Origin of the sequence: Streptomyces sp. L-9-10, from assembly GCF_004151105.1 — a bacterium.
Classification (GTDB): domain Bacteria; phylum Actinomycetota; class Actinomycetes; order Streptomycetales; family Streptomycetaceae; genus Streptomyces.
In genome coordinates this window covers 244,022-267,905 of the sequence record NZ_PHRF01000027.1, presented here as the reverse complement: position 1 = coordinate 267,905, position 23,884 = coordinate 244,022, and the positions used below count along the sequence as shown (strand labels likewise).

Sequence of the window (23,884 nt, the reverse complement as noted above, 5' to 3'; positions counted from 1 at the left end):
ACGGCGCGGCAGGAGGGAGACATCGTGAGGGTGCACGGCAGTCCGGACGAGCGTCCCCGCCGGCGCGGCCAGGGCGAGCTGGAGGCCCAGGTACTCGCCGCGCTGCGGCAGGCGCCGGGGCCCGTCACGGCCGCCTGGGTGCAGGACCGGATCGGCGGGCAGCTCGCGTACACGACGGTCATGACCATCCTGACCCGGCTCCAGGCCAAGCGGGCGGTGACACGGGAGCGCGCGGGCCGTTCCTTCGAGTGGCGCGCGGCCTCGGACGAGGCGGGACTCGCCGCCCTCCGGATGCGCAAGGTGCTGGACGGGGAAGCGGACCGCGAGGCCGTGCTGGCGCGATTCGTCACCGCGCTCTCCCCGGACGACGAACGGCTGCTGCGCGACCTGCTCGTCCTCCCCGAGGACGGCCCGGAATCCGGGGACGGCCGGTCATCCGGATCCGGACCACGGGGCGGCTCCGGCGACACTCCCGGAAACGGGGCGGGGGGCTGACGGAATGGGGCTGTTCGTCTTCCTGCCGCTCGTCCTGCCGCTGACCGCACTGCCCATCGCGCGCCTGGCCGAGATCCATCTCCATCCCCGTGTCGCCACCCGGCTGCTCTCGGCACTGGCCGGCGTCCTGGCGCTGTGCAGCACCGTCTGTCTGGGGCTGCTGGTGGTGGTCGGTACGGCGCAGCTGCCGGGCAACCCCCTGCCCGACGGCTGGTCGGACCCGGAGGTCAGAGAGGCGGTCCCGTACGACGAGATAGCGGGCAAGGCGGCCATCGTCGCCCTGGCCGGGGTCGCCGTCAGCTGCACGGCCGCCGCCTGGCGCCATCATCGGGTGCGCCGCCGCGCGCAGCACGCGCTGGCCGGGCTGCCGGACGGTGAGCTCGCCGTACTGACCGACGACGCGCCGTACGCCTACGCGCTGCCCGGCCCCCGGGCCGCCGCAGGGCCCGCCGTCGGCCCCGGCGTCGCCGCGCCGGGGCGGATCGTGGTCTCCACGGCGATGCTCGCGTGCCTGGACGACCAGGAACGTACCGCCCTGATCGCACATGAACACGCGCATCTCAGCGGCCGGCACCACCGGTTCCTGCTGGCGGTACGGCTCGCCGCGCGGGCCAATCCGCTGCTGCGGCCCCTCAGGGCGGCGGTGGCGTACACCACCGAACGCTGGGCGGACGAGGAGGCGGCCCGCGCCACCGGCGAGCGCACGGTCGTGGCCCGCGCCATCGGCAAGGCCGCGCTGGTCTCCCGGGGCACCCCGACGCCGACTCTGGCCGGTTTCGCGGCGTCGGGACCGGGGCCGGGACCGGTACCGCGCAGGGTGGCCGCGCTGCTGGGGCCCGAGCCCTCGGCCGTCCGCTGGCCACCGATGTTCACCGCGGTGGGGCTGGCGGTCTGGGCGGCGGCTGCCGGAACGCTCGGCTCCGCCCTCTCCTCGGCGAACGCGACCGTCACGCTCTTCCTCGTGCTGAAGGCCGCCACACCCCTCTGACGGAGCGCCGCCACGCCTCTCGACGGAGCGCCGCCACGCCCCGGACGGTCTCAGGTCCGCGCGGGCTCCTCGGCCCCGGTTTCCGCCGCGGCCCCGGTCGCTTCACGGGCCTCGGCCGCCCGCGCGATATTGCGGGCCATCCCGCCGAACACCAGCGCGTGGAACGGCGAGACGCTCCACCAGTACGCGTGGCCCAGCAGCCCCTGCGGATGGAACACCGCCCGCTGCCGGAAGACCGTACGGTCCCGGTCGTCACGGTCCGCGCGCAGCTCCAGCCAGGCGAGCCCCGGCAGCCGCATCTCCGCGCGCAGCCGCAGCAGCCGGCCCGGCTCGATCTCCTCCACCCGCCAGAAGTCCAGCGAGTCACCGACCCGCAGCCGCGCGGCATCGCGTCTGCCCCGGCGCAGTCCGACCCCGCCGACGAACCGGTCGAGCCAACCTCGTACCGCCCAGGCGAGCGGGAACGAGTACCAGCCGTTGTCACCGCCGATGCCCTCGATGACGCGCCACAGCGAAGCGGCCGACGCGCGCACCGTCAGCTCGCGGCGGTCGGTGTAGAGGCTGCCGCCCGCCCAGTCGGGGTCGGTGGGCAGCGGATCGCTCGGCGCGCCCGGTACGGACGCGGACGACCAGCGGGTGGTCACCTGGGCGTCCTGGATACGCCGCAGGGCCAGTTCGACCGCGCGGTCGAAGGGGACGGGACCGCCCGGCGGATCGGGGAGGTACCGCGTGATGTCCCGTTCATGGCAGACGACCTCATGGCGCAGGGACTCCGTCAGCGGCCGGGCGATCGAACGGGGCACCGGCGTCACCAGACCGATCCAGTGGCTGGACAGCCTCGGTGTCAGGACGGGCACCGGAAGGATGAGCCGCCGGGGAAGCCCGGCCACGGCCGCGTACCGCCGCATCATGTCCCGGTACGTCAGCACGTCGGGGCCGCCGATGTCGAAGGCCCGGCAGACCTCGGCGGGCAGCAGGGCGCAGCCCACGAGAAGCCGCAGCACATCACGGACCGCGATCGGCTGGATGGATGTACGCACCCAGCTGGGCGTCACCATCACCGGCAGCCGCTCCGTCAGATAGCGCAGCATCTCGAAGGAGGCGGACCCCGAGCCGATGACGACAGCGGCGCGCAGCACCACGGTCGGCACTCCTGAGCCGAGGAGGATCCGGCCGACCTCGGCGCGCGACCGCAGATGCGGGGAGAGCTCACGCTCCGGGACCCCGGCCGGGGTGAGCCCGCCGAGATAGACGATGCGCCGTACGCCCGCGGCCTTGGCCCGCTCCGCGAAGATCCGGGCGGCCCCGCGGTCCGTGGCCGCGAAGTCCCGTCCCGTACCCAGCGCGTGCACCAGGTAGTACGCCACGTCGATGCCGTCCATGGCCGCCCGGACGGACCCGGGGTCGGTCACATCGCCGCGTACCACGTCGGTACGGCCGGCCCAGGGGTGATCACGCAGTTTGCCGGGCGACCGGGCCAGGCAGCGGACCGTGTGCCCCGCGTCCAGCAGTTCGGGCACCAGCCGGCCGCCGAGATATCCCGTGGCGCCGGTGACCAGACAGCGCGCCCGCCCGCCGGGCTCCGTCCCCGGTTCCGCCTGCTCCGAAGCGGCCGGGAGGTCCGGCCCGTCCGATGCCATGTGCCACACACCCCACTCCCAGGGTTTCCATTAGAGGTTCCTCAAGAGTGAGCCTGTGCCCGGAACGGACCGTCGGCAAGGCGACGGCACCTCGCGTGCTCATGCTCCTTCCGGCCGCACCGGCGGATCCGCCGGTGCCGGCAGAGGAGGCCCGAACAGCACCGCGCGCGCCACCCTCGGCGCGAAGAGCCCGCTGACCGGCCCGGTCAGCGCGCACGCGGCGCGGAACGCCGCTCCGACCACCGGATCGCCGGGGGCGCGGTCCACCACCCGTTGGACGTACCAGGCACCGGCACGGTCCGCCGGCCGCGTCCGCGCCGCGTTGCCGGTCGCCCCCGGCAGCTCCCTGTCCGCGCCGGCCGCGACGTCCCAGGCCTGCCGCGCGGCCCCGAGCACCGCCCGCTGTACGCGCCGGGTCGTCGGCGTACGGCGGGGATCGGCGAGCGCGTCGCGCAGCGCGAGCGCGCCGAGCGCGGCGACCGCCATCCCCTGCCCGTACACCGGATTGAAGGCGCACAGCGCGTCGCCCACGGCCAGGAACCCGGCCGGCCGGCGGCCGTGGAGGTCGTAGCGCCGCCGGACATTGGCCGTCGAGCGGAACGCGTGGACCGCCGAGTCCGGCCGGGCCTTCAACAGCCATTCGTGCAGCGCCGGATGGGGGAGCAGGGCCGCGAACTCGGTGAACGCGGCACCGTCCGAGGGCGGTTCGCTGCCGCGCAGCCCGGACAGCGTGACGAGATAGCGGCCGTTCTCGATGGGCAGGGCGACCGCGCCGCGCGGCTCGCCACGGCCCGGGACGAAGTAGTAACCGGGACAGTCCGTCTTCAGAGCGGTGGCTTCCGGTGCGTGATAGACCCTGGTCGCGTAGGCGAGTCCGGTGTCGAGCGTCTCCTCGTGAGCGGGCTCGGCGCCGATCCCGGCCAGCCATTCCGGCGCGTGGGTGGCGCGTCCCGACGCGTCCACGACCAGATCGGCGGCCAGTGACCGTACGTCGAGACGGCCGCCGGCCCCGCGCTCGCGCAGCCGTACGCCCCGGACGCGGGCCGCGTCGCCGATCAGGCCCACGACCTCCGTGCCCTCCTGAACCGTGATCCGCGGATCCGCCAGGACCCGGCGTCTGACGAGCCACTCCAGCACGGGCCGGGTGCCGGTGAGGAGATGGACGGTGGAGGGCGTACGCCGGTAGAAGCGTCCGTTCTGCCACTGCGCCAGGTCGCGCGGCATCCCGATCCGGGGCGCGCCGTGCTCCTGGAGTTCGGCCACGATCCCGGGAAGCAACTCCTCCAGCGCCCGCTGTCCGCCCTCCAGCAGGCCATGGATATGCCGGCTCTGCGGGACGCCGGCCCGGGGCTCCGGTCCTCCGGGCAGGCGATCGCGTTCGACGAGGGTCACCCGGTCCGCGTGGGCGCTGAGCGTCCGGGCCGTCAGCAGGGCCGCGATGCTTCCGCCGACGACCACGGCGTGGCGGGTCGGGCGGTCCGTCGAGCCGGCCGGTCCGTCCCCGCCGGCCGGGTCCGTCTCCACGTCCACCGCGTTCACCATGCCGGTCCCTCCGGGGCCATGCCGACGGGCCATGCCGACGCCAACGGGGCGGTCGGCGCCGCCGATCCGTGAGGGTTCAGTATTCCTGTGAGGTGATGCGCCGATCACGACGACTATGCGCCTTTTTCCACGCTTTCTCCGCCATGCGTCACCTCGGCAGGGGGCGTCCGGAAGTGCCGACCCGTCCGCCGGTCATTGCTTGCGGTACTGGTACGCCTCCGCCGCCGCGGCGGCCACCGCGTCCAGGTCGCCGCCGGCCGAGGCGGTGACCATCGCGGCCACCGCGCCCTCCACGAAGGGCGCGTCCACCAGCCGGGCACCCTCCGGCAGTTCGTCCCCCTCGGCGAGCAGCGACTTCACCGTCAGCACGGCACTGCCGAGATCCACCAGGATCGCGATACCCGCCCCCCGGTCCACCTCTGCGGCCGCCGCCACGATCAGCTCGGAGCTGGTGCCGAGCCCGCCGTCGGGGGTGCCGCCCGCCGCCGCCACCGGAGCGGTCGCACCGCCGCCCGCCAGCCCCCGCGCCAGCGCGGCGACGGCCACGGCGACCGGTCCGCTGTGCGACACCAGCACGATGCCCACCGGCGCCTCGATGCTCATTCCGCCGCCCCCGCCGTTTCCGCGAGCGCGCCGATCAGCAGGGCGGAGGACGTGGCCCCCGGATCTTGGTGCCCGATGCTCCGCTCGCCCAGATAGCTCGCCCTGCCCTTGCGCGCCTGGAGGGGGACGGTCGCCAGCGCTCCGTTGTCCGCCGCTTCCGCCGCCGCCGCGAACGAGGTGCCGAGCGCCTCGACCGCGGGCTCCAGCGCGTCCAGCATCGTCTTGTCACCGGCCTTCGCCCCGCCCAGCTGGGCCACCGCCGCCACCCCCGTACGCAGCGCCTCGGTCAGCTGCGCGGACGTCACCTCGCCGGCGTCGCCGAGTGCCTTGCCCGTACGCCTCAGCAGCGTCCCGTACAGCGGCCCGGACGCGCCGCCCACCGTGGAGATGAGCAGACGTCCCGCCAGCATCAGTACGGCGCCGGGCCCGGCCGGCTCCTCCTTCTCCAGAGCGGTCACGACCGCCCGGAAACCGCGCTGCATATTGCTGCCGTGGTCCGCGTCGCCGATGGCCGAGTCCAGCTCGGTGAGCCGGTCCGCCTCACGCTCCACCGCGGCCGCCGCCGCGGTCAGCCAGCCGCGGAAGAAGCCGGTGTCGAGCATCCGGCCGGGATTCTGATCGGTCACGTGATCTCCTCGCCCCGTGGGTCGTGCCCTGCCGACCCTGCTGTCCGTCCCTGCCGTACCGGGTTCCCCTCGGTGCTCAGCGGCCCCAGCGGAGCGCGGCGGTCTCGACCGGCGCGTCCCACAGCCGCAGGAGTTCCTCGTCCACCTGGCAGAGAGTCACCGAGCAGCCTGCCATGTCGAGCGAGGTCACATAGTTGCCGACGAGAGTACGGGCCACCGCCACACCCCGCTCGCCCAGCACCCGCTGCACCTCGGCGTTGAATCCGTACAGCTCCAGCAGCGGTGTGCCGCCCATGCCGTTGACCAGAACGATCACCGGGCCCGACGGCCGCAGATCCTCCAGCACCGCGTTCACGGCGAAGTCCGCGATCTCGTGCGACGTCATCATCGCGCGCCGCTCACGGCCGGGTTCGCCATGGATCCCGATACCCAGCTCCAGCTCGCCCTCGGGCAGGTCGAAGGTCGGACTGCCCTTGGCGGGCGTGCTGACGGCGGTCAGGGCGACACCGAAGCTCCGCGCGCTCTCGTTCACCCGCCGGCCGATCGCCTCGACCCGCTCCAGCGGCTGCCCCTCCTCGGCCGCGGCCCCCGCCAGCTTCTCGACGAACAACGTCGCGCCCGTACCGCGCCGCCCTGCCGTAAAGAGACTGTCGGTCACCGCCACATCGTCGTTGACCAGCACCTTCGCGATCTGTACGCCCTCGTCCTCGGCCAGCTCGGCGGCCATGTCGAAGTTCAGGACGTCCCCGGTGTAGTTCTTGACGATGAACAGCACCCCGGCGCCGCTGTCCACCGCCGCGGCGGCCCGCACCATCTGATCGGGCACCGGGGACGTGAAGACCTCACCGGGACAGGCGGCGGAGAGCATCCCGGGCCCGACGAACCCGGCGTGCAGCGGCTCATGCCCGGACCCGCCCCCGGAGACGAGCCCCACCTTCCCCGCCACGGGCGCGTCGCTCCGTACCACCACACGGTTGTCCACATCGACGGAGAGCTTGGGGTGCGCGGAGGCCAGACCCCGCAGAGCATCCGCGACGACCGTCTCCGGCACATTGATGAGCATCTTCATGGGTGACTCCTAGGTCGGCTGGCAGATCGGTGCGGCACGCCTCCTGATTCAGTATCGATCCAACGAGCCCGCGCGGCACGGTCTGTGGAATGACCACTCGTCCCCGGGCACGCGGCGGTAGGCTCGCGCGCGGGCCCACCGCTCCGTGCCGAACAGCGGCACTCCCGAGGTCAGTTCGGCTGCCGGCGGACCCGCTTCATCTCGCGGTCGATGGCCCAGGCGTCGGCGACCGGCCCGATGTGGCCGATCTTGTCGGGATTGATCACCGCCCGGACGGTCTGGATCTGTCCGTCGAGGACGTCGAGGACCAGGACATGGAGCACCTTGCCGTCCCGGTCGCGGAAGATCGCACCGGGCTGGCCGTTGACCTCGTGCGGCTCGAACGACACGTCGATCCGGATCAGCCAGGGGAAGACCGTGCCCAGCACCCGGGCCACGTTCTCCGCGCCCATGACGGCCCTGGCCAGCTGCGGGGCCTTCCCGCCGCCGTCCCCGACCATCCGCACATCGGCGGCCAGCAGCTCCCGCAGCCCGCCCACATCGCCGTCCTTGAGCGCGTCGAAGAAGCGCGTCGCCAGCTCCCGCCGCGCCTGGCGGTCCGCCGCGAACCGCGGCCGCCCGGCCTCCATGTGCCGCCGCGCCCGCACCAGCAGCTGTCTGCACGCCGCCTCGGAACGCCCCACCGCCTCGGCGATCTCGTCGAACCCGAAGGCGAACACCTCCCGCAGGACGAACACCGCCCGCTCCAGCGGGCTGAGCCGCTCCAGGAGCAGCAGCGCCGCCATCGACACCGAGTCGGCCAGCTCCACCGACCGCGCCGGATCCTCGTACGGGTCACTCAGCAGCGGCTCGGGAAACCACGGCCCGACATACTCCTCCCGCCGCACCCGCGCGGAACGCAGCACATCGATCGAGATCCGTGTCACCACGGCCGACAGAAAGGCCCTGGCCGACGTGGGCCGGGTCGCCGAGCCGTCGAAGCGCAGCCAGGTCTCCTGCACCGCGTCCTCGGCCTCACCCACACTGCCCAGAATCCGGTACGCGATCGAGAACAGCAGCGGCCTCAGCTCCGCGAACTCCTCGACCTTGCTCACGCCGTGTCCCCTTCCCTCGACATTCCCTCGAAGCGCCGATGCCGTTCAGTGGAGCTGTCCGGGCCGGTAGTCGCCGGCCGGCTGCCGCGTGATGATGTTCAGCCGGTTCACCGTGTTCATGAAGGAGACCAGGATCACCAGGGCGGTGAGCTGCTCCTCGTCGTAGTGCTCGGCGGCGGACGCCCACACCTCATCGCTGACCCCACCGGCCGCGTCCGCGACCCTGGTCCCCTCCTCCGCCAGCTCCAGCGCGGCACGCTCGGCGCCGGTGAAGACCGTGGCCTCCCGCCAGGCCGCGACCAGGTTCAGCCGCGGCGAGGTCTCGCCGGCGGCCGCGGCATCCTTGGTGTGCATGTCGATGCAGACGGCGCAGCCGTTGATCTGACTCACGCGAAGCGCCACCAGTTCCTGTGTGGCGGCCGGCAGCGGCGAGTCCTTGAGCGCCTTGCCGATCGACATGAAGTGCTTGACGGTCCTGCCCGCGGTCGGGTCGGCGAGGTAGTTCAGTCGCGCGTCCATGGTGTGCTCCTCCGTGGTCGTCTGTGGCTACACCCCTGAGACGAGGTGGCCCGACCCCCTGTGACACGGACGCGTGTGACCTGCGTCTCCTGGCCCGCTCGTACGCCGGCGTACGGCCGGGCGGGGCGGACCGCCCCGCCCGGCGGGCTGTGTCCCGCGGCTCCGACGCGTGGCCGTAGCCTGGTGACCGAATTGAGCAGGGGCACGACAAGCCCCCTGCGCGGGGATGGGGACGGGTGTGGGGTCGGGCGTGGCGCGTACGGCATGGGTTCGGTGGACGGCGTGGACGGCGGGGGTGCTGGCCCTTGTACTGCTGGCGGCCTGGATCTGGTGGCGGGAGAGCGACACCGGGAACCGCTGGCGGTTCGAGGAGACCATGAAGACCTTCTGCGGGGGCCTCCTGGCCCATGAGAAGAGCTCTCTGTTCGAGGGCCTTCAGCCGCACACGTCCCTGGCGAACGACCGTTCCGTCGCCCGGGACGCCCAGTACTGCCAGGTGAACCGGACGGAGGTGACCGTGGCGCTGCTCAGGGCCGAGGACAACGAGTTCAGGGACTGGGAGGAGGTCCTGCCGTCGTTCGGCGGCAGCCTGCTGCCCGTGTCGTTGACGGGTGGCTGGCGCGGGGCGGCCGACGGCGGTTCGGTCCGGGTCCTGCTCGGCTGCCGGGGAACCGACGACGTCGTCGCCGTCACGATCGGCTCGTACCTCTCCATGACCTCCTCCGAGGAGGACACGGAGCGCCGGGCGCGGAAGGACGGATGGCTCGACGGTGACCTGTACTGGGCGCGGTTCGCCACCGCGACGGCAGTCAAGGCTTCGGCGCGATGGGGCTGCGAGGCCGAGAAGGGCGACGCCGTCCGGTCGTTGCCCGCGGTCCGGGGCGATTCCACGTCGACGGCTGCGGCGAAGGGCACCTGCGCGGGCCTGCCGTTCGGCCGCGACGAGCGGCTGGACACGGTGTGGGAGACCGGGACCAGCGCCGCCGCCGTGTACGAGAGGTGCGAGGTAGGGGCCTACCACTACTTCGACGAGCGTTATGAGTTCACCGCCCGCTTCGGCCCGTACGCGTGGAAGGCGCGGGGCGATTCCCGTGGCGGGAGCCTGGTCGAGTCGCGCGAGGCGGCCGGGGCGGACGCGCGCGGACAGTGGGCCAGCGCCCGCTGTCCCGGTCATTCCGGGCGGGCCCTGTTCACGGGACACGTGCCGGTCGAGGCGGCCACCGTATGGCTGCCCGGCGAGAAGGGCGAGGAGACCTTCGGGCTGCCCGCGTTCCGGGAGTTCGCGGAGCGGTCGGCGAAGCGGCACGGCTGCACGGATCTGCGCCTGCCACCGGCCGGCTGAAGCGCTGTCGCGTGCCACCGCCGGCTGAAGCGCCGTGGCGATCCGCGCACGGTCCGGGGCGCGTACGTCGCGCCCCGGACCGGCAGGCATCAGAAGCGGGCGGCCGGAGCCGGGGGACGGGGCTCTACCCGTGTCGGCGCGGCATGCCGCACATGATCGCCAGGACGGGCCTCAGCGAACCTGGACGAAGACGGGGTTCGAGTAGAACCACAGGTCGTCCCAGGGGCTCTCCTTCCCGTCGGCGAGCGGCTCGGCCTCGTCCGTGCTCGTGCCGCGCACACGGGCGTAGAGGTCGCTCTCCACGTTCCGCAGGGTGTGCCGGATGACGTAGTCCTTCCCCTGCTTGCGCCAGTCGCGGGGGCCGAAGCGGGCGACGACCTTCGTGGTCGGGTTGGTGTCGGTGTCGAGGCTGGGACTCGGGCCGGTGATCTGACCCACGATCAGGTCGACACGCCGGACCTCCGGCCGGTCGCCGTTGGCGTTCTCGCCCTCCAGCGGCCGGAACTTGATCTCGATCTCGACGTCGGTGCGGTTGCGGCTGCTCACGGTGAGCGTCTCGCCGACGCCGGCGTCGCGACCGCGGTTGCTCGCGGTGACGTCGAGACTGGTGATCAGATCCCCGGTCCCGACCCAGATCCGCCCGTTGCGCAGTCCGTCCATGATGTCGGCGTAGTCCTGCCGGGCCAGCACATGGGTCTTGCTGTACTCGCCCGGCCAGAAGTCCGAGCCGCCGCGCGTCCAGTGCACGTGCGAGTCCGACGTCGCGGTGATCCACCAGCGCCGGCCCTCGCCGAGCAGCGCGTCCCAGAGCCCGCCGACGCGCGCCGTCATCTGGTCGAAGCCGCCGTGGGTGGGGTAGCTCCCGTAGCCGCCGCGCGCGCCGCCGTTGAGCGGGCCCGCCTGGTGGCCGGGAGCGCCCTCGAAGCCGACGTAGATCTCCGGTGCGGCGTTGTTGCCGTTGCGGAACTCCCGCGGGGTGTCCTGCCCGTAGACGCCGAGACCGGTCGCCGAGCGCGAGGCGTGGTGGGCGATGACCAGCGGCTTGCGCCGCATGTCCTTCGCGGCCTTCAGGAACTCGATCATCTTGGGCTCGGTGTCACGGCCGCTGTCGGTGGGGAACGCGTCGAACTTGGCGAAGCGGCTCTCCAGCTCGAACAGCTGCTGTGCCTCGTCACTGTGGTGAGGGATCATCAGCGTGTGGTGGTCCAGAGCCGGTGCGTCGAACTCCATCCCCCAGAACTGCAGGACCCCGGGCACGAGTACGCGTGAGCGCAGCAGGTCGGGGTAGGCCTGCTCCAGGTTCACCTTCGAGTGCGTCGGCCCGCCGTGGTCGGTGCACATCACCCAGCTCAGGCCGAAGTGCTTGGCCATGATGGCGTTGGTGACGATCGGGTAGACGGCGTCGGCGCCCTTGTGGAACGTAGGAGGGTTCGTCGAGGTGTCGAACTCGCCGCTGTACTCGGAGTGCACATGGTGATCGCCGGCCCGCCACGCGCGGCGGGAGTCGCCCGGCTTCCCGTGCTCGCGGTCGTCGTCGTCATGCGCCCACGCCTGGCCGGCGCCCACCAGCGGGCTCGCGGCCGCCAGTGTCGCCCCGACACCGGCGAACTTGACCAGTCGTCGCCGCGAGAGCGCCGCGGACTCGGGATCTTCGCTGTTTCTGTCCTTCACGATGGAGCCTCTCGTTCAACAGCTCTGCGGGGGGCGATCACTGAGTCTCGGAGAGCAAACCGAACGCGGCATGAACAAAGACCGGGAGTACGGCTAACAACGACCCCCGGACCCGGGGGCGCGGCGGTTGGGCGGCGCGCGGGGGTGACCGCGCCGGAACCGCGCCGGGGTCCGCCCGGCGCGCCGCCGCGATGCCGTCGCGTCTGGTACTAAACCTTTAAGTGGATTAGTGTTCGGGTTCTGGCCTTCGTACGGTCGATCACCCGCACGGGGTGGCGGCGGAGGCGCCGCCGGATCCGCCATGCCCGGGTGGAGCCGGAGGACAGCTGCGTTTGTTCCTCCGGAGGCGGGCTGTGGAAGAAGGAGCTCGTCTCTCGTGGCGTCCCACCGTCGTCCCAAGCAGTCGAACCACACGTACGCGACCGTTCTTTCGGTGACAGCCGCGGCGGCCGTCGCGGTGTCGACGCAGTCGGCCTCCGCCGACCCGCTGCCCGACCCGAACAAGAAGGGGGTGCAGGCGCAGATCGACCGCCTGTACGAGGAGGCGACCCAGGCCACCGAGAAGTACAACGGGGCGAAGGAGAAGGCCGACGGACTGCAGAAGCAGGTCGACGATCTCCAGGACGCCGCCGCCCGCAAGCAGGCGGACCTCAACGAGTTCCGCGACCACCTCGGCTCGGTGGCCACCGCGCAGTACCGCAGCGGTGGCCTCGACCCGTCGCTCCAGCTCTTCCTCTCGGCCGATCCCGACGCTTACCTGGACAAGGTGTCCGACCTCGACCGGCTCAGCGCACAACAGGCGGGCACGCTGGAGCGGTTCCTGGGACAGCAGCGCGAACTGAGCCAGCAGCGCAGCCAGGCCGCGACCAAGCTCCAGGACCTCAAGGACACCCGCAAGGAACTCGGCAGCAAGAAGAAGACGATCCAGGGCAAGCTGGCGGAGGCGCAGCGGCTCCTCAACACGCTGTCGGCCGAGGAACGGGAGGAGCGGGAAGCCGAGCAGGAACGGGCCAACCGGTCGAGCGACCGGGTCGACCTCGGCAACGAGGGCAGCGCGTCCCAGCGGACCGCCTCCGCGTTCAGCGCGGCCAAGAGCCGTGTCGGACTGCCGTACGTCTGGGGAGCGGCCGGGCCGAACTCCTTCGACTGTTCGGGGCTGACGTCGTGGGCGTTCCGTCAGGCGGGGGTGTCCATACCCCGCACCTCCCAGGCCCAGGCCAACGCCGGCACGCGCATCAACTCGCTGAGCGCCCTCAAGCCGGGCGATCTCATCATCATGCGCACCGACCTGAGCCATGTGGGCTTCTACGCGGGCAACGGCCAGATCCTGCATTCGCCCAAGCCGGGGGCCCAGGTGCGGTACGAGTCGATCGCGCGGAGCGGCATGCCGTTCATGTGGGGCGTACGCATCAGCTGAGAGCCTCCGCCCGCGTGACTCAGCCCAGTCCGGGAGGGCACGCGACGAGAAGGGGCAGCAGCGGTGTCATGACGGCGGTCACGGCCATGACACCGCGGAGTGCCGGGTGGGCGCACCGCTTCGGCGCCAGGATCCGCCGGAGCCGGACGAGTGCCGTAGGGCCGCCCGCGGACAGTGTGCCCCGGGGGGCGGCGCTTCCTGACGCCATTTCGAACATGGCGGTGGCCAGCACCCCGTGCGGGTACCTGCGCAGAGCCCGGTCGTCGGCGGCCATCTCCAGCAGGAGCGGTATCTGCTCACGGAGATGCCGCGCCAGCGGCAGTCCGCGAAAGACCGTCGCGAAGGACTGGGCCGCGACCAGCACCAGGTGGTGGCGGCAGGCGATATGAGCCCGTTCGTGTTCCACCACAGCGCCCAGTTGCGCCGTGGAGAGCAGTTCAACGGCCCTCGTGCTCAGGACGATCCTGGGGCGGCGGCCCGGCAGACAGTAAGCGGCCGGTACGCCGTGCTCGATCACCGTGGCACGCAGCCCCGCCGACGGGCGGCCGACCTTGTCCAGGATCCTGCGGTGACCGTTGCGTGCCCCGCGTGCGCGCAGCGCGTGGAAGGCGAAACTCGCCGCAAGGGCAGTCACCACCGTCGCCGAGGCCGCGATGCCGAGACGCTCCACCGTGCCCGTGCCGGGCGAATCGATCCCCAAGGCCACCCGGCACGAGTAGAGAATGCCGTGCAGGTGCGCCCTCGGGGTGGCGAGATGGAGCGCGACGAGGGCGACGCACAGGGAGAAGGAGACCGCGAACGCGGTCCACACCGTCGCGGCGAGCGCGGGGGACCGGTGTGTCCAGCCGCTCCGCAGCATCGCACGCGGGGCGACCCAGCCGACAGCGGCCGCGTAACCGATGAGGGCGGGAGCGGCGTTCATTCGGCGGGACGGCCGACGGTCCTGAGCGCCTCGCGCAACGCGGCCACTTCCTCGTCGGTCATCCGCTCGACGAAGTACGCGAGAGCGGCCGGCCGGTCCTGGCTGGCTCCCAACGCGTCCTCCATGAGGGCCGCGGAGTACGCCTCCCGGCTGCGCACCGGCGTGTAGAGCCAGGCGCGGCCCTGCTTCTCGCGGGTCAGCCACCCCTTGTTGTAGAGGATCGTGGCCACGGTCATCACGGTCGAATAGGCGGCCGGGCGGCGTGTGTTGATGTCGTCGACGACTTCACGGACCGTGGCGGGTCTGTCCCACTTCCACAGGCAGTCCAAGATCTCGGCTTCCAGCTCCCCCAGCCACCGCATGCCCCGTGTCCTCTCCGTCACCGCCTCCGTGCCAACGGACATGGTAGACGTCACCGATCAGCGTCGGAGACGTACAGGAGCCGTCATCGGCCGCCCCGACAGCCGCCGCCGCGGTGTGGTCAGGAGAGGATCGGGACGAGTCCGACGGCGAAGACGAGATAGAAGCCCGCGGCGGCGGAGAGGCGGGCGGGTGTGAGTCTGCGGGCGCGCATGGTCAGCAGCAGGTAGACGATCGCCGCCATGGTGATCAGCCCGGACCACAACAGCGCGCCGTCGAACATCCAGGTGGTGAACAGGAGGCCCAGGCCGCTCGGCACCGTCGCCTGGATCATCATGGCGCCGGAGATATTGGCCAGCGCGAGCTGTGTCTTGCCCTGCCGCACCCAGATGACCGCGTTCATGACCTCCGGGAGCTCCGTCGCGATGGGCGAGAGCAGGAGCGCCGTCACCGCGGACGACAGCCCGAGCATCGGGCCGATGGCGTCCAGCTGCCGCACGAACAGCTGCGACGCGAAGAAGATCACGGCGAGTGTGGCCAGGGTCTGGGCCGCCACCGCCCAGGTGGCCGGGGAGGCGGCCCCGGGCTGGAACTTCAGCGGCTCAAGCTCCTCGTCCACCCCGCCGTCCGCCTCCCGTCCGCCTCGCATCTCCCGCCAGAAGTACACGGCGTACGCGGCGAAGAACAGGAACCCCAGGGCGGGCTTGAAGGTGAAGGCGACCAGACCGAGCGCGACCTTCACGACGAAGATCGGCAGGAACCACTTCTGGTCCTTGGCCAGCCGCTTCATGTCCTTCGCGTCGCCCAGCGCCTCGCCGTCCCGGCCGCTCGGCGGCACACCGGTGCCGGCCTGGACCTGCCGGCGTTCCCCGCGGCGCTTGAGGAGAAGCATCATGCCGGTGACGCCGTAGGCGATGGTGGACAACGCGAGGGGGCCTCCCATCGCCGCCCCGACACCGATGTCCTTGGCCTCCTCGGTGGCGCCGGTGGTCACCGCCACCAGGGTGACCACCGACTCGGGCAGGGCGGTGCCGAAGGCGGCCAGGATCGTGCCGACCGCCATCTTCCCGACGTTCAGGCGTGCGCCCAGCCACTCCACCGCGTTGACGAACCACTCACAGGAGAGATAGATCGCCACCGCGCTCACGATGAGCAGTACGAAATGGATCACGGGTATCGTCCGGCTTTCCCGCCCGGCGGGGGCTTCGAGGACGATCGGCACGAGGAGCGGCGGAACGGCTTCGACCCCGCCGGCGCGCTGTTGTACGTCGTCGGCATCGGGCCGAAGGTCTCGCCCGCCCGCATCCTCACCAGAGACGGGCCCGGTCACCGGGAACCCGGGAGTTCCCGTGTGTCGACGACCGGTGGGGTGGTGTCACGCGGGGTGTTCGGCGCAGAGGCAGCCCACGCCCTTCTCGATCCACTCCTGGCCGTCCCAGTGCGGATGGCGCTCGATCATCAGCGCCGAGATCTCGGCGGCGATCGTCTCCTCACCGGCCGCGGAGTCGCGCCGGAGCCACGTCTCGTCCCGCAGGAGCCGCAGGTAGTCGCGTACGTCCGCGAGCAGCCGGGGGCCGCCGACCTCGCCGTGGCCGGGCACCACGATCCCCGCGCCCTCGGCCGCCAGCCGCCGCATCACACTCAGCCAGCGGGTGCCCGAGACGTCGGTGTCATACGGCGGGAACCACGGGAAGATGGCGAACTGACCGGCCTCCACGAGGTCCCCCGTGAACAGGACATCCGCGTCCGGCACCCTGACCACCTGGTCGCCCCTGCTGTGCGCCCGGCCGGTGGCGCGCAGCTGTACCACCCGGCCCCCCAGGTCCAGATCGTATGACTCGTCGTAGACGACGTCCGGCTGTGCCAGTGCCACTCCCTCCAGCCGGCGCGCGACCGACTCGCCGAGTCCCCTGAACATGTCGAGATAGCCGGGGCCTTTCACCTTCAGATCCTCGGCCTGGGCCCGGTTGACCAGGAACGTCGCCTCACCGGCGAAGACCTGCGCACCGAACGCGTGCTCGGGATGAAAGTGGGTCGTGGTCAAGAAAAGCCGACGCCCTCTGGCATAGCCGGCGGCGAACTCCAGCACCTTTTCCGCGTTGCCGGGCCCCATCCCCGTCTCGACGACCAGCACGGCGTCCCGGCCGCCGACGACGCCGATGTTCGGTACGAGCTGGGCCCGCCGATTCGGGATGACCATCAGGTCATGGGCCAGTTCCCGCACGTCCGTGATGTGGACGGCGGGGTCCGGAATGGTGTGTTCAGCCATCGTGGGCTCCTTGGGCTCGCTGACGGTCGCGCGTGGTCCCAGTCCAGCGTGGGGGTGCCGGAGGCGTCCAACACCGGTTCCGTCTCCCCGATACCGCGCGGGTATCGTCGCTGCTGATGGACTTGCGGACGCTGCGCTACTTCGTGACGGTCGCCGAAGAGCTGCACTTCGGCCGGGCCGCCGCGCGCCTTCACATGACCCAGCCACCGCTGAGCCGGGCCATCCAGCGGCTGGAGACCGACCTCGGCTGCGCCCTGCTGATCCGCTCGCCCACCGGTGTCGCGCTCACCACCGCCGGGGCCGTGCTCCATGAGGAGGCACGCACCCTGCTGGACCGGGCCGAACACGTACGTGCGCGTGTGACGGCCGCCGCGGGCGCCGCCACCCTCACCGTCGGCACCCTCGCCGACAGCGCCGAGCAGGCCGGCACACGACTGGCCGCGGCGTACCGGCAACGCCATCCCGCCGTCCGCGTCCGGATCCGCGAGACCGACCTGGCCGACCCGACCGCCGGACTGCGGGCCGGTCTCGTGGACGTGGCCCTGACCCGGGCACCCTTCGACGACACCGGCATCACCGTCCGCGTCCTGCGCTCCGATCCCGTCGGTGTGGTCCTGCGCACCGACGATCCGCTCGCCGGCCGCGAGAGCCTGCGCCGGGACGAACTGGCGGACCGGCGCTGGTTCCGGCTGCCCGAAGGAACCGATCCCGCCTGGCAGGCATTCTGGAGCGGCCCCCCGGCCGCCCGGCGAGGCGACGGCCCGGTCGTGCGGACCGCCCAGGAATGCCTGCAGTCCATCCTGTGGGACGGCACCGTCGGCCTGGCACCGCTCGGCCACACCTTTCCCGAGGGCCTCACCTCCGTCCCTCTGACCGACATGCCGTCCAGCGACCTCGTCATCGCCTGGAACAGCACCGGCACCAGCCCGCTCATCCGCTCCTTCGTCCGTGTCGCGGCAGCCGTCTACGGGCCGGCCGCGACCTGAGAGGATGGCGCGGACCGCAACAGAAGGAGGGGGATGAACATGCTCGTGCTCGTCTTGTCGGGTGTCCTCGTACTCGCCGTCGGAGGGTGCGTCTGTGTCGTATGGGCGGCGCGGGGCGGCCCGCGCTGGGTGCGCGTGGTGGCCGCCGCGACCCGGGCGGCGGGCGAGCTCGTGAGCCGGGCGGGGCGCGGGAACCGGACGATCCGGAGTTCGAGCTCGGACGAATAGGCTCTGTCCCACCGGAGTCCGGCGGCCCTGGTGCGCTCGTCCCCGTCGGTGTGGGACGCACCTTGCCGGCGGTGCCGGCCGGGCCGGCCAAGGCGTTCCTCAGGGAGCGCCGACCGCCGCGCCGACTTCGCGCCCGGCGTTCACGCGGACGAACGGGGTGCGGTCGCCTGCTGGGGCGAGGGGTCGAGGCGGATGACGATCCCTTTGGACGTGGGGGTGTTGCTGATCTCCGCCACGCTGTCCAGGGGCACCAGCACATTCGTCTCCGGGTAGTACGCGGCGGCGCACCCCCGGGCCGTCGGGTACGCGACGAGGCGGAAACCGTCCGCGCGCCGCTCGACGCTGTCGTGCCACACCCCGACGAGATCGACCTGAGCGCCGTCGGTGAGCCCGAGTGCCCGGATGTCGGCCGGGTTGACGAGCACGACGCGTCTGGATCCGTGGATTCCGCGATAGCGGTCGTTCAGCGTGTACGGGATGGTGTTCCACTGGTCGTGGGAGCGCAGGGTCTGGAGGAGCAGATGCCCGTCGGGGACGTGCGGCATCCGGAACTCGTTCGAGGTGAAGATCGCCTTGCCGCTCGGGGTCGGGAACACCCCTTCGTTCACCGGGTTGGGGAGGACGAACCCGCCGGGCTTGACCACGCGTTCGTTGAAGTTCTCGAACCCCGGTACGACACGGGCGATCCGCTGCCGGATGAGGTGGTAATCCGCCTCGAACCCGTCCCAGGGCACGTCCACCGTGTCGCCGAGGGTACGCCGGGCGAGCTGGCTCAGGATGGCCACCTCGCTGAGCAGCGTGCTGGAGGCGGGTTCGAGGTGCCCGTACGAGGCGTGCACCTGACTCATCGAGTCCTCGACCGTGACGAACTGCTCGCCGCCCGCCTGCCTGTCCTTCTCACTCCGGCCCAACGTCGGGAGAATGAGCGCGATCTCCCCGCAGACCGTGTGTGAGCGGTTCAGCTTGGTCGAGATGTGCGCCGTGAGCCGGCAGCGGCGCATGGCGCGCTCCGTGACCCCGCTGTCGGGCGTCGCCCGTACGAAGTTGCCGGCCAGACCGAGAAAGATCCTGGCGCGGCCGTCGAGCATGGCCCGGATGGAATTCACCGTGTCCCAGCCGTGCTTGGCCGGCGGGGTGAACGAGAATTCGCGGCCCAGCGCGTCCATGAACTCCTTCGGCATCTGCTCCCAGATGCCCATGGTGCGGTCTCCCTGGACATTGCTGTGCCCGCGCACCGGGCACACGCCCGCGCGGGGGGTGCCGATATTCCCGCGCAGCATCAGGAAGTTGACGATCTCCCGGATCGTGGGGACGCCGTACTTCTGCTGGGTCAGGCCCATCGCCCAGCAGACGACGATCCGTTCGCTGCCCAGTACCAGGTCGCGCAATTGCTCGATCTCCGCGCGTGCCAGTCCGGTGGCCGTGTGGACGTCCTTCCACGACAACTGCCGGAGATGAGCGGCGAACTCGGTGAAGCCGCTGGTGTGGTTCTCGATGAACTCGTGGTCGAGCACCGTACCCGGACGGGCGTCCTCGGCCTCGAGCAGCAGCAGATTCAGCGCCTGGAAGAGGGCGAGATCGCCCCCGACCCGGATATGGAGGAACTGATCGGCGATCTGTGTGCCCCGGCCGATCACACCGCGCGGGCTCTGCGGGTACTTGAACCGGATCAGACCGGCCTCGTACAGCGGATTCACCGCGACGATGCGCCCGCCGTTGCGCTTGGTCTCCTCCAGCGCGGTGAGCATGCGCGGGTGATTGCTGCCCGGGTTCTGGCCCACCAGGAACACCAGGTCCGAGTGGTGGATGTCCCGGAGGCTCACATCCCCCTTGCCGATGCCCAGGGTCTCCTTCAGCGCGGCACCGCTCGACTCGTGGCACATGTTGGAACAGTCGGGCAGATTATTGGTCCCGAAGGCCCGCGCGAACAGCTGGAGCACGAACGCCGCCTCGTTGCCGGCCCTCCCCGAGGTGTAGAACACGGCCTCGTCCGGGGAGTTCAGCTGTCGCAGCTCATCGGCGAGCAGATCCAGTGCCTCGCTCCAGGTCACCGGTTCGTAGTGGTCGGAGCCGGCGCGCTTCACCATGGGCTCGGTGAGCCGGCCCTGCTGGTTGAGCCACTGATCCGACTTCCCGGCCAGCTCACTGATCGAGTACCGCTCGAAGAACGGGGCGGTGATCCGGCGCGACGTGGCCTCGTCGTTGACGTGTTTGGCGCCGTTCTCGCAGTACTCGTTCCGCTTGCGGTGCCCCGGCCCGGGATCCGGCCAGGCGCAGCCCGGACAGTCGAACCCCTGGGTCTGGTTGATGTTCAGCAGGGTCAGGGCGGTGCGCCGCGGCGAGGTCTGCTCCAGCGAGTACTCCATCGCGTGCACCACCGCGGGCACACCCGTCGCCCAGGTCTTCGGTGGCGTGACGCGCGGCTTGTCACCGCCGGGGTCGTCGACCGGTGGTTTCCTCGGCACAAGTCTCAGCCTTTCGCTCGCTACGCACATCGGGTCCACGCCCACATCGGGTCCACGCCCACATCAGGTCCACGCCCATATCGGGTCCACGCGCACATCAGGTGCGCACGCACATCAGGTCCACGCGCACATCGGGTCCACGCACACTCAGCCCGTGGGCCAGGTGGGAACCCGTGGCGATTCCTCGGCGGGATCCGGCCGTACCCGTCCGGACCGGACCTCGCCCCGCCAGCTGCCGGTCTCCCGTCCGTGCGCCTCGATGAACTCCTTGAAGGACTCCATCCCCCGGTGGACCCGGCGCCGCGCGAGGTGGAGGGCGCTTCCGGTCTTCTCGATCACTCCGCACGCTTCGAGGTCGAGCCGCAGGCTGACCCGCGTACGCTCGGGGCCGAGGGACTCGAAGGTGACCGTGCCCTCGTGCCGGGGCTCGGTCAGCGTGCGCCAGGTCAGATACTCGTCGGGTCGCTGCTCGACGATCTCCACATCGAACTCATGGGTGACCGCACCGGATCGGGTGACCCAGTGCGCCAGCGTGCGCTGGGGCTGATCGATGCGCTCCACCCCTTCCAGGAAGCGGGGGAAGCTCTCGAACTGCGTCCACTGGTTGTAGGCGATCCGGACGGGAACATCGACGTCGATCGACTTCTCGATCATGTTCATACTGACCTTCTCCGTAAGGTTTTTCCATTAGATAACGGGATATATCGGCACGCATGTCGTCGGCGGCACCAGGCCAGGCCACGGTCCCTCCGCGGGTCCCTCCGCGATCCCTCCGTGGACCTTCCGCGGGCCGGCCGCTCCGTCCGGCGCGGCGGGCTTGCGCTGAGCGCCTCGGGCGAATAGACCCTTGTTTCTCAGGGGGAACGAGGGGGCCCGTTCATGACCGCAGGGGATCCGCACAGCCGTATTCCGGCGTATCCGGGCGTTGAACGTTTTGTCGACGCGTTCGACAAACTGGTGGTGCAGCCGCGACGCAGCCGCAGCAGAGTGCCGGTCGTCCTGCTCAGCGAGCCGGGCGGCGGCGACGCGGGACGCCGGATCGTGGCGGGGCTCCGCTCACGGATGCGCGGCCGCAGCGAGGTGCTGGCTCCGCACGCGTACATCCCGCGGATCCCGGACGGAGCCGACCGGCCGCCGCTCGAACTCTTCGAGCATCTGACCCTCCAGCTCGCCGAGACCATGCCGCCCGGTACCGGTGAACTCCGGCCGCACAGCTACCGGTTGCTGCGCTCCGTCGTCACCGCGCCGGCCATCGAGGGGCTCATGGAGCGCCGCCACGCCGAGCTGCGCAACCACTGCTACGCGGAGCACCGCAACTGGTCCCGTACCGCACAGAGCCTGTGGTGGCTCGGCGGCCGTGACCAGGCCAGCGGCGGCACACTGCTCGAACTGCTGTGGAACTTCATCGCGGGCCCGCTCTTCCAGCGGCTGCCGCGCGCCGTCTTCGGCTGGCGCGCCAACCGCCGCATGCTCGGACGGGCCCGCAGCCGCAGCTGGTACGCGGAGTGGGTGCGCCGCCAGCACGGCAGCCCGCCCACCGACTTCTTCCGCTCCGCGCTCGACCTCGTACACGGCGAGCCCGCCCAGGAGCCGGAGCGCATGGACCGGGTGCTCATGCACGCCCTGCTCGCCGACCTCGACCAGGCGTGCCGGGCCCGTCTCCTCAACCCCTGGCGGCGGCGCCGCACCTCCCGGTTCGTGCTGCTCTTCGACGAGGCCGGGCCGGCCGACTCGCGCGCCCAGCGGTTTCTGCGTGAACTCCGCTCCGCCATGGAGGACCTGCGCTGTACCTCGGTCTTCGCGGTGGCGGGCGGCGTACGCTCGCTGGCCTCGCGCATCCCCGACATCGATGCGACGGGGCTCGCCCACGCCGGTGCCGAGCTGATCAATATCGAGCGGCGCGGGATGACGCCGGGGCAGCCGACCGGCATCGTCGTGCCGGTGGACGAGGGGCCCGAGGACGACCAGGCCGCGGTGTACTGGCTCGGCCGCTGGCCCACACTGGTCACACCGTCCCCGCGCTGGGGTCCGGGCGCCGAGGTGGCGGGAGTGCTGGGCATCGGAGCGCTCGCGCTGACACTGGCGGCCGGTCTCGTCCTCGTACCGGACTTCGCGAGCCGCGAGGCGGACGACCCCTGCCAGGGCTCCACCTTCCTCGGCACGGACGGACAGTGCGTCGGCGTCGCGGACGGCGCGTCCGGCTTCGGCGGGGCCCCCGGTGAGCAGGCCGTACGGGCAGTCCTCCAGCAGATCGAGCGGCAGAACGAGGAGGCCGACTCGGCGCTCGCGGGCCGGCCGGCCGACGATCCGCGCCCCGGTCGCCGTACCGTCGTCTACTTCGGCCCGCTCACCGGCGGCGAGGACGCCGAGGACCCGGTGCGCGGCGGCACCCTGGCCGAGCTGCGCGGCATCGCACTGGCACAGCGGCACATCAACGCCCAGGCGCTGCGGTCCGGCGAGCGTGTCCCGCTGCGGGTGCTCGCCGCCAACGCGGGCGACCGTTTCAAGGACGCCCCCGCCGTCGCCGACCGGATCGCCGAGCTCGCCGCGCGTGATCCGTCCATCGCGGGCGTGGTGGGCTTCGGGCAGAGCCGCCGCAACACGTACGACGCGATACGTACCCTCGACGCGGCGGGCATCCCGATGATCGGTACCTCGGGCACCGCCGACGAACTGCTCCGCCAGGGCGAGCACTACTACCAGATGGCGCCCACCGACGCGCGGGCCGCCGAGCTGATGGCGGAGTTCGCCTCGAACGCCGGGATGACCGCGGGCGGACGCACCGCACGCCGGGTGGCGCTCGTCGCCGACGCGACCGACGCCTACAGCAACAGTCTCGCCGGGGCCTTCCGCGCCTCGTACGGGCCGGGGCGCACCGACGTACTCCTCTACACCCCCACCGACGCGCCGGAGCCGGGAGCGGTGCCCGGCGCGCTGGGCGGTCGGTCCGTACCGACCGTGGAGGACCTGGCCCGCGAGGTCTGCCGGTCCGTACGGGAGGAGCCGAGGACCGCGGTGGTGTGGTCCGCGCGGGGCAGCCAGTTGCAGCTGTTCCTCGCCGAGATCGCCCGGCTCTCCGGCGACTGCCCGGAGATCAGTGTGCTCGGCGGCGACGATGTCACCACGGCGCTGACCGAGGACCGGCGCCTCTTGGACGACTTCAAGGGCCTCACCCTCTTCTACGCCTCGCACGGTTATGCCCCCGCGCAGGCGGAACGGAGCCCGGAGGCCGCCGCCTTCCTCACCGCGTACGACCGTGCGTACGGCCGCGACCACAGCGCCGCGACGCGAGCCATGCGCGGGGACGGCCATGTCGCCCTCGCCTGGGACGCGTTGCGCTATCTCGCCGAAGGCGTCGACCAGGCCTGGCGGACCACCGGCGGACGTGACGACCGGCTGGACCGCACACTGCTGCAAGGTGTGCTCTATCAAGGCCTTGGCGACGGCGGCTTCGACGGGGCCACCGGCAGGATCGACGCCCATGGCGCGGCGGGCGGGGGACGGCTGACGGACGACAAACTGCTCGCGGTGTTGCGCGGCACCGGTGACGAGCCGGTGACCGAGCTGCTGTGCGGCACGGTGGCGCGCGGCGACCGGCGCACGGCCTGGGGGCCGGAGGGCAAGGAGCATTCCTGCCCGTAACCGGCC

Annotated in this window: 21 protein-coding genes; 7 read left to right on the top strand and 14 right to left on the bottom strand. The window is 71.7% G+C overall.

Translation table 11 applies throughout. The features are described from left to right. The first annotated feature begins 21 nt into the window (after positions 1-21). Positions 22-495, top strand: a complete 474-nt coding sequence (locus tag CU044_RS07365; protein WP_129767758.1) for a BlaI/MecI/CopY family transcriptional regulator — start codon at positions 22-24, stop codon at positions 493-495. Positions 496-499: 4 nt separating this feature from the next. Further along, positions 500-1,483 carry a M56 family metallopeptidase gene (locus CU044_RS07360; RefSeq protein WP_129767631.1) on the top strand — a complete coding sequence of 328 codons (984 nt, stop codon included), beginning with the start codon at positions 500-502 and terminating at the stop codon, positions 1,481-1,483. A gap of 50 nt (positions 1,484-1,533) precedes the next feature. Here CU044_RS07360 and CU044_RS07355 read toward each other — a convergent pair whose 3' ends face one another. The 7 genes from CU044_RS07355 to CU044_RS07325 form a co-directional block, all read right to left on the bottom strand. Further along, positions 1,534-3,123: an SDR family oxidoreductase gene (locus CU044_RS07355; RefSeq protein ID WP_129767630.1), complete on the bottom strand. Its 1,590-nt coding sequence runs from the start codon at positions 3,121-3,123 to the stop codon at positions 1,534-1,536. Between the two features lie 99 nt (positions 3,124-3,222). Then, the gene (locus tag CU044_RS07350) at positions 3,223-4,665 is read right to left on the bottom strand and encodes an FAD-dependent monooxygenase (RefSeq protein ID WP_129767629.1); all 1,443 of its coding nucleotides are present in this window, start codon (positions 4,663-4,665) and stop codon (positions 3,223-3,225) included. Between the two features lie 192 nt (positions 4,666-4,857). Further along, positions 4,858-5,268: a PTS fructose transporter subunit IIA gene (locus tag CU044_RS07345; protein WP_129767628.1), complete on the bottom strand. Its 411-nt coding sequence runs from the start codon at positions 5,266-5,268 to the stop codon at positions 4,858-4,860. Then, positions 5,265-5,870, bottom strand: coding sequence for a dihydroxyacetone kinase subunit DhaL (dhaL, locus tag CU044_RS07340; protein ID WP_129767757.1), 606 nt, complete (start codon positions 5,868-5,870; stop codon positions 5,265-5,267). The genes CU044_RS07345 and dhaL overlap by 4 nt, the downstream gene beginning before the upstream one ends. A gap of 100 nt (positions 5,871-5,970) precedes the next feature. Beyond that, positions 5,971-6,963: a dihydroxyacetone kinase subunit DhaK gene (gene dhaK, locus CU044_RS07335; protein ID WP_129767627.1), complete on the bottom strand. Its 993-nt coding sequence runs from the start codon at positions 6,961-6,963 to the stop codon at positions 5,971-5,973. A gap of 170 nt (positions 6,964-7,133) precedes the next feature. After that, positions 7,134-8,057 carry an RNA polymerase sigma-70 factor gene (locus CU044_RS07330; RefSeq protein WP_129767626.1) on the bottom strand — a complete coding sequence of 308 codons (924 nt, stop codon included), beginning with the start codon at positions 8,055-8,057 and terminating at the stop codon, positions 7,134-7,136. Positions 8,058-8,102: 45 nt separating this feature from the next. Next, a complete protein-coding gene (locus CU044_RS07325) occupies positions 8,103-8,576 on the bottom strand; it encodes a carboxymuconolactone decarboxylase family protein (protein WP_129767625.1) in 474 nt (157 codons plus the stop codon). Between the two features lie 295 nt (positions 8,577-8,871). Between CU044_RS07325 and CU044_RS07320 the strand changes: the two genes are divergently transcribed. Then, positions 8,872-9,918 carry a hypothetical protein gene (locus CU044_RS07320; protein ID WP_129767624.1) on the top strand — a complete coding sequence of 349 codons (1,047 nt, stop codon included), beginning with the start codon at positions 8,872-8,874 and terminating at the stop codon, positions 9,916-9,918. 171 nt (positions 9,919-10,089) lie between these two features. Here CU044_RS07320 and CU044_RS07315 read toward each other — a convergent pair whose 3' ends face one another. Continuing rightward, on the bottom strand, positions 10,090-11,589 hold the full coding sequence (locus tag CU044_RS07315) for a phosphoesterase (protein ID WP_129767623.1): 1,500 nt from the start codon (positions 11,587-11,589) through the stop codon (positions 10,090-10,092). Between the two features lie 376 nt (positions 11,590-11,965). On the opposite strand from CU044_RS07315, the gene CU044_RS07310 reads away from it, so the two are divergent. Continuing rightward, positions 11,966-13,006, top strand: a complete 1,041-nt coding sequence (locus tag CU044_RS07310) for an NlpC/P60 family protein (RefSeq protein WP_129767622.1) — start codon at positions 11,966-11,968, stop codon at positions 13,004-13,006. A 19-nt stretch (positions 13,007-13,025) separates the two neighbouring features. Here the strand turns inward: CU044_RS07310 and CU044_RS07305 are convergent, their stop codons facing one another. From CU044_RS07305 to CU044_RS07290, 4 genes are all read right to left on the bottom strand, one after another. Then, complete coding sequence (locus tag CU044_RS07305) at positions 13,026-13,928, bottom strand: M56 family metallopeptidase (protein WP_129767621.1); 903 nt, start codon at positions 13,926-13,928, stop codon at positions 13,026-13,028. After that, a complete protein-coding gene (locus tag CU044_RS07300) occupies positions 13,925-14,290 on the bottom strand; it encodes a BlaI/MecI/CopY family transcriptional regulator (protein ID WP_129767620.1) in 366 nt (121 codons plus the stop codon). Before CU044_RS07300 ends, CU044_RS07305 begins: the two co-directional genes overlap by 4 nt. Positions 14,291-14,409: 119 nt before the next feature. Next, entirely contained in the window at positions 14,410-15,459 is a 1,050-nt protein-coding gene (locus CU044_RS07295; protein WP_129767619.1) for a sodium:calcium antiporter, read from the bottom strand. A 204-nt stretch (positions 15,460-15,663) separates the two neighbouring features. Next, complete coding sequence (locus tag CU044_RS07290; protein ID WP_129767618.1) at positions 15,664-16,557, bottom strand: MBL fold metallo-hydrolase; 894 nt, start codon at positions 16,555-16,557, stop codon at positions 15,664-15,666. Between the two features lie 116 nt (positions 16,558-16,673). Between CU044_RS07290 and CU044_RS07285 the strand changes: the two genes are divergently transcribed. Together CU044_RS07285 and CU044_RS07280 are read left to right on the top strand one after the other, a co-directional pair. Next, on the top strand, positions 16,674-17,543 hold the full coding sequence (locus CU044_RS07285; protein WP_129767617.1) for a LysR substrate-binding domain-containing protein: 870 nt from the start codon (positions 16,674-16,676) through the stop codon (positions 17,541-17,543). 39 nt (positions 17,544-17,582) lie between these two features. Then, the gene (locus tag CU044_RS07280) at positions 17,583-17,771 is read left to right on the top strand and encodes a hypothetical protein (protein ID WP_129767616.1); all 189 of its coding nucleotides are present in this window, start codon (positions 17,583-17,585) and stop codon (positions 17,769-17,771) included. Between the two features lie 140 nt (positions 17,772-17,911). On the opposite strand, the gene CU044_RS07275 is transcribed toward CU044_RS07280, so the two are convergent. Continuing rightward, positions 17,912-20,236: an FdhF/YdeP family oxidoreductase gene (locus tag CU044_RS07275; RefSeq protein ID WP_275670178.1), complete on the bottom strand. Its 2,325-nt coding sequence runs from the start codon at positions 20,234-20,236 to the stop codon at positions 17,912-17,914. A gap of 147 nt (positions 20,237-20,383) precedes the next feature. Next, positions 20,384-20,896 (bottom strand): SRPBCC family protein, encoded by a 513-nt coding sequence (locus CU044_RS07270; RefSeq protein ID WP_129767614.1) that lies wholly within the window; start codon positions 20,894-20,896, stop codon positions 20,384-20,386. Positions 20,897-21,115: 219 nt separating this feature from the next. Here CU044_RS07270 and CU044_RS07265 point away from each other — a divergent pair, with 219 nt between their 5' ends. Continuing rightward, positions 21,116-23,878 carry an ABC transporter substrate-binding protein gene (locus tag CU044_RS07265; protein WP_240045404.1) on the top strand — a complete coding sequence of 921 codons (2,763 nt, stop codon included), beginning with the start codon at positions 21,116-21,118 and terminating at the stop codon, positions 23,876-23,878. Positions 23,879-23,884: the final 6 nt, after the last annotated feature.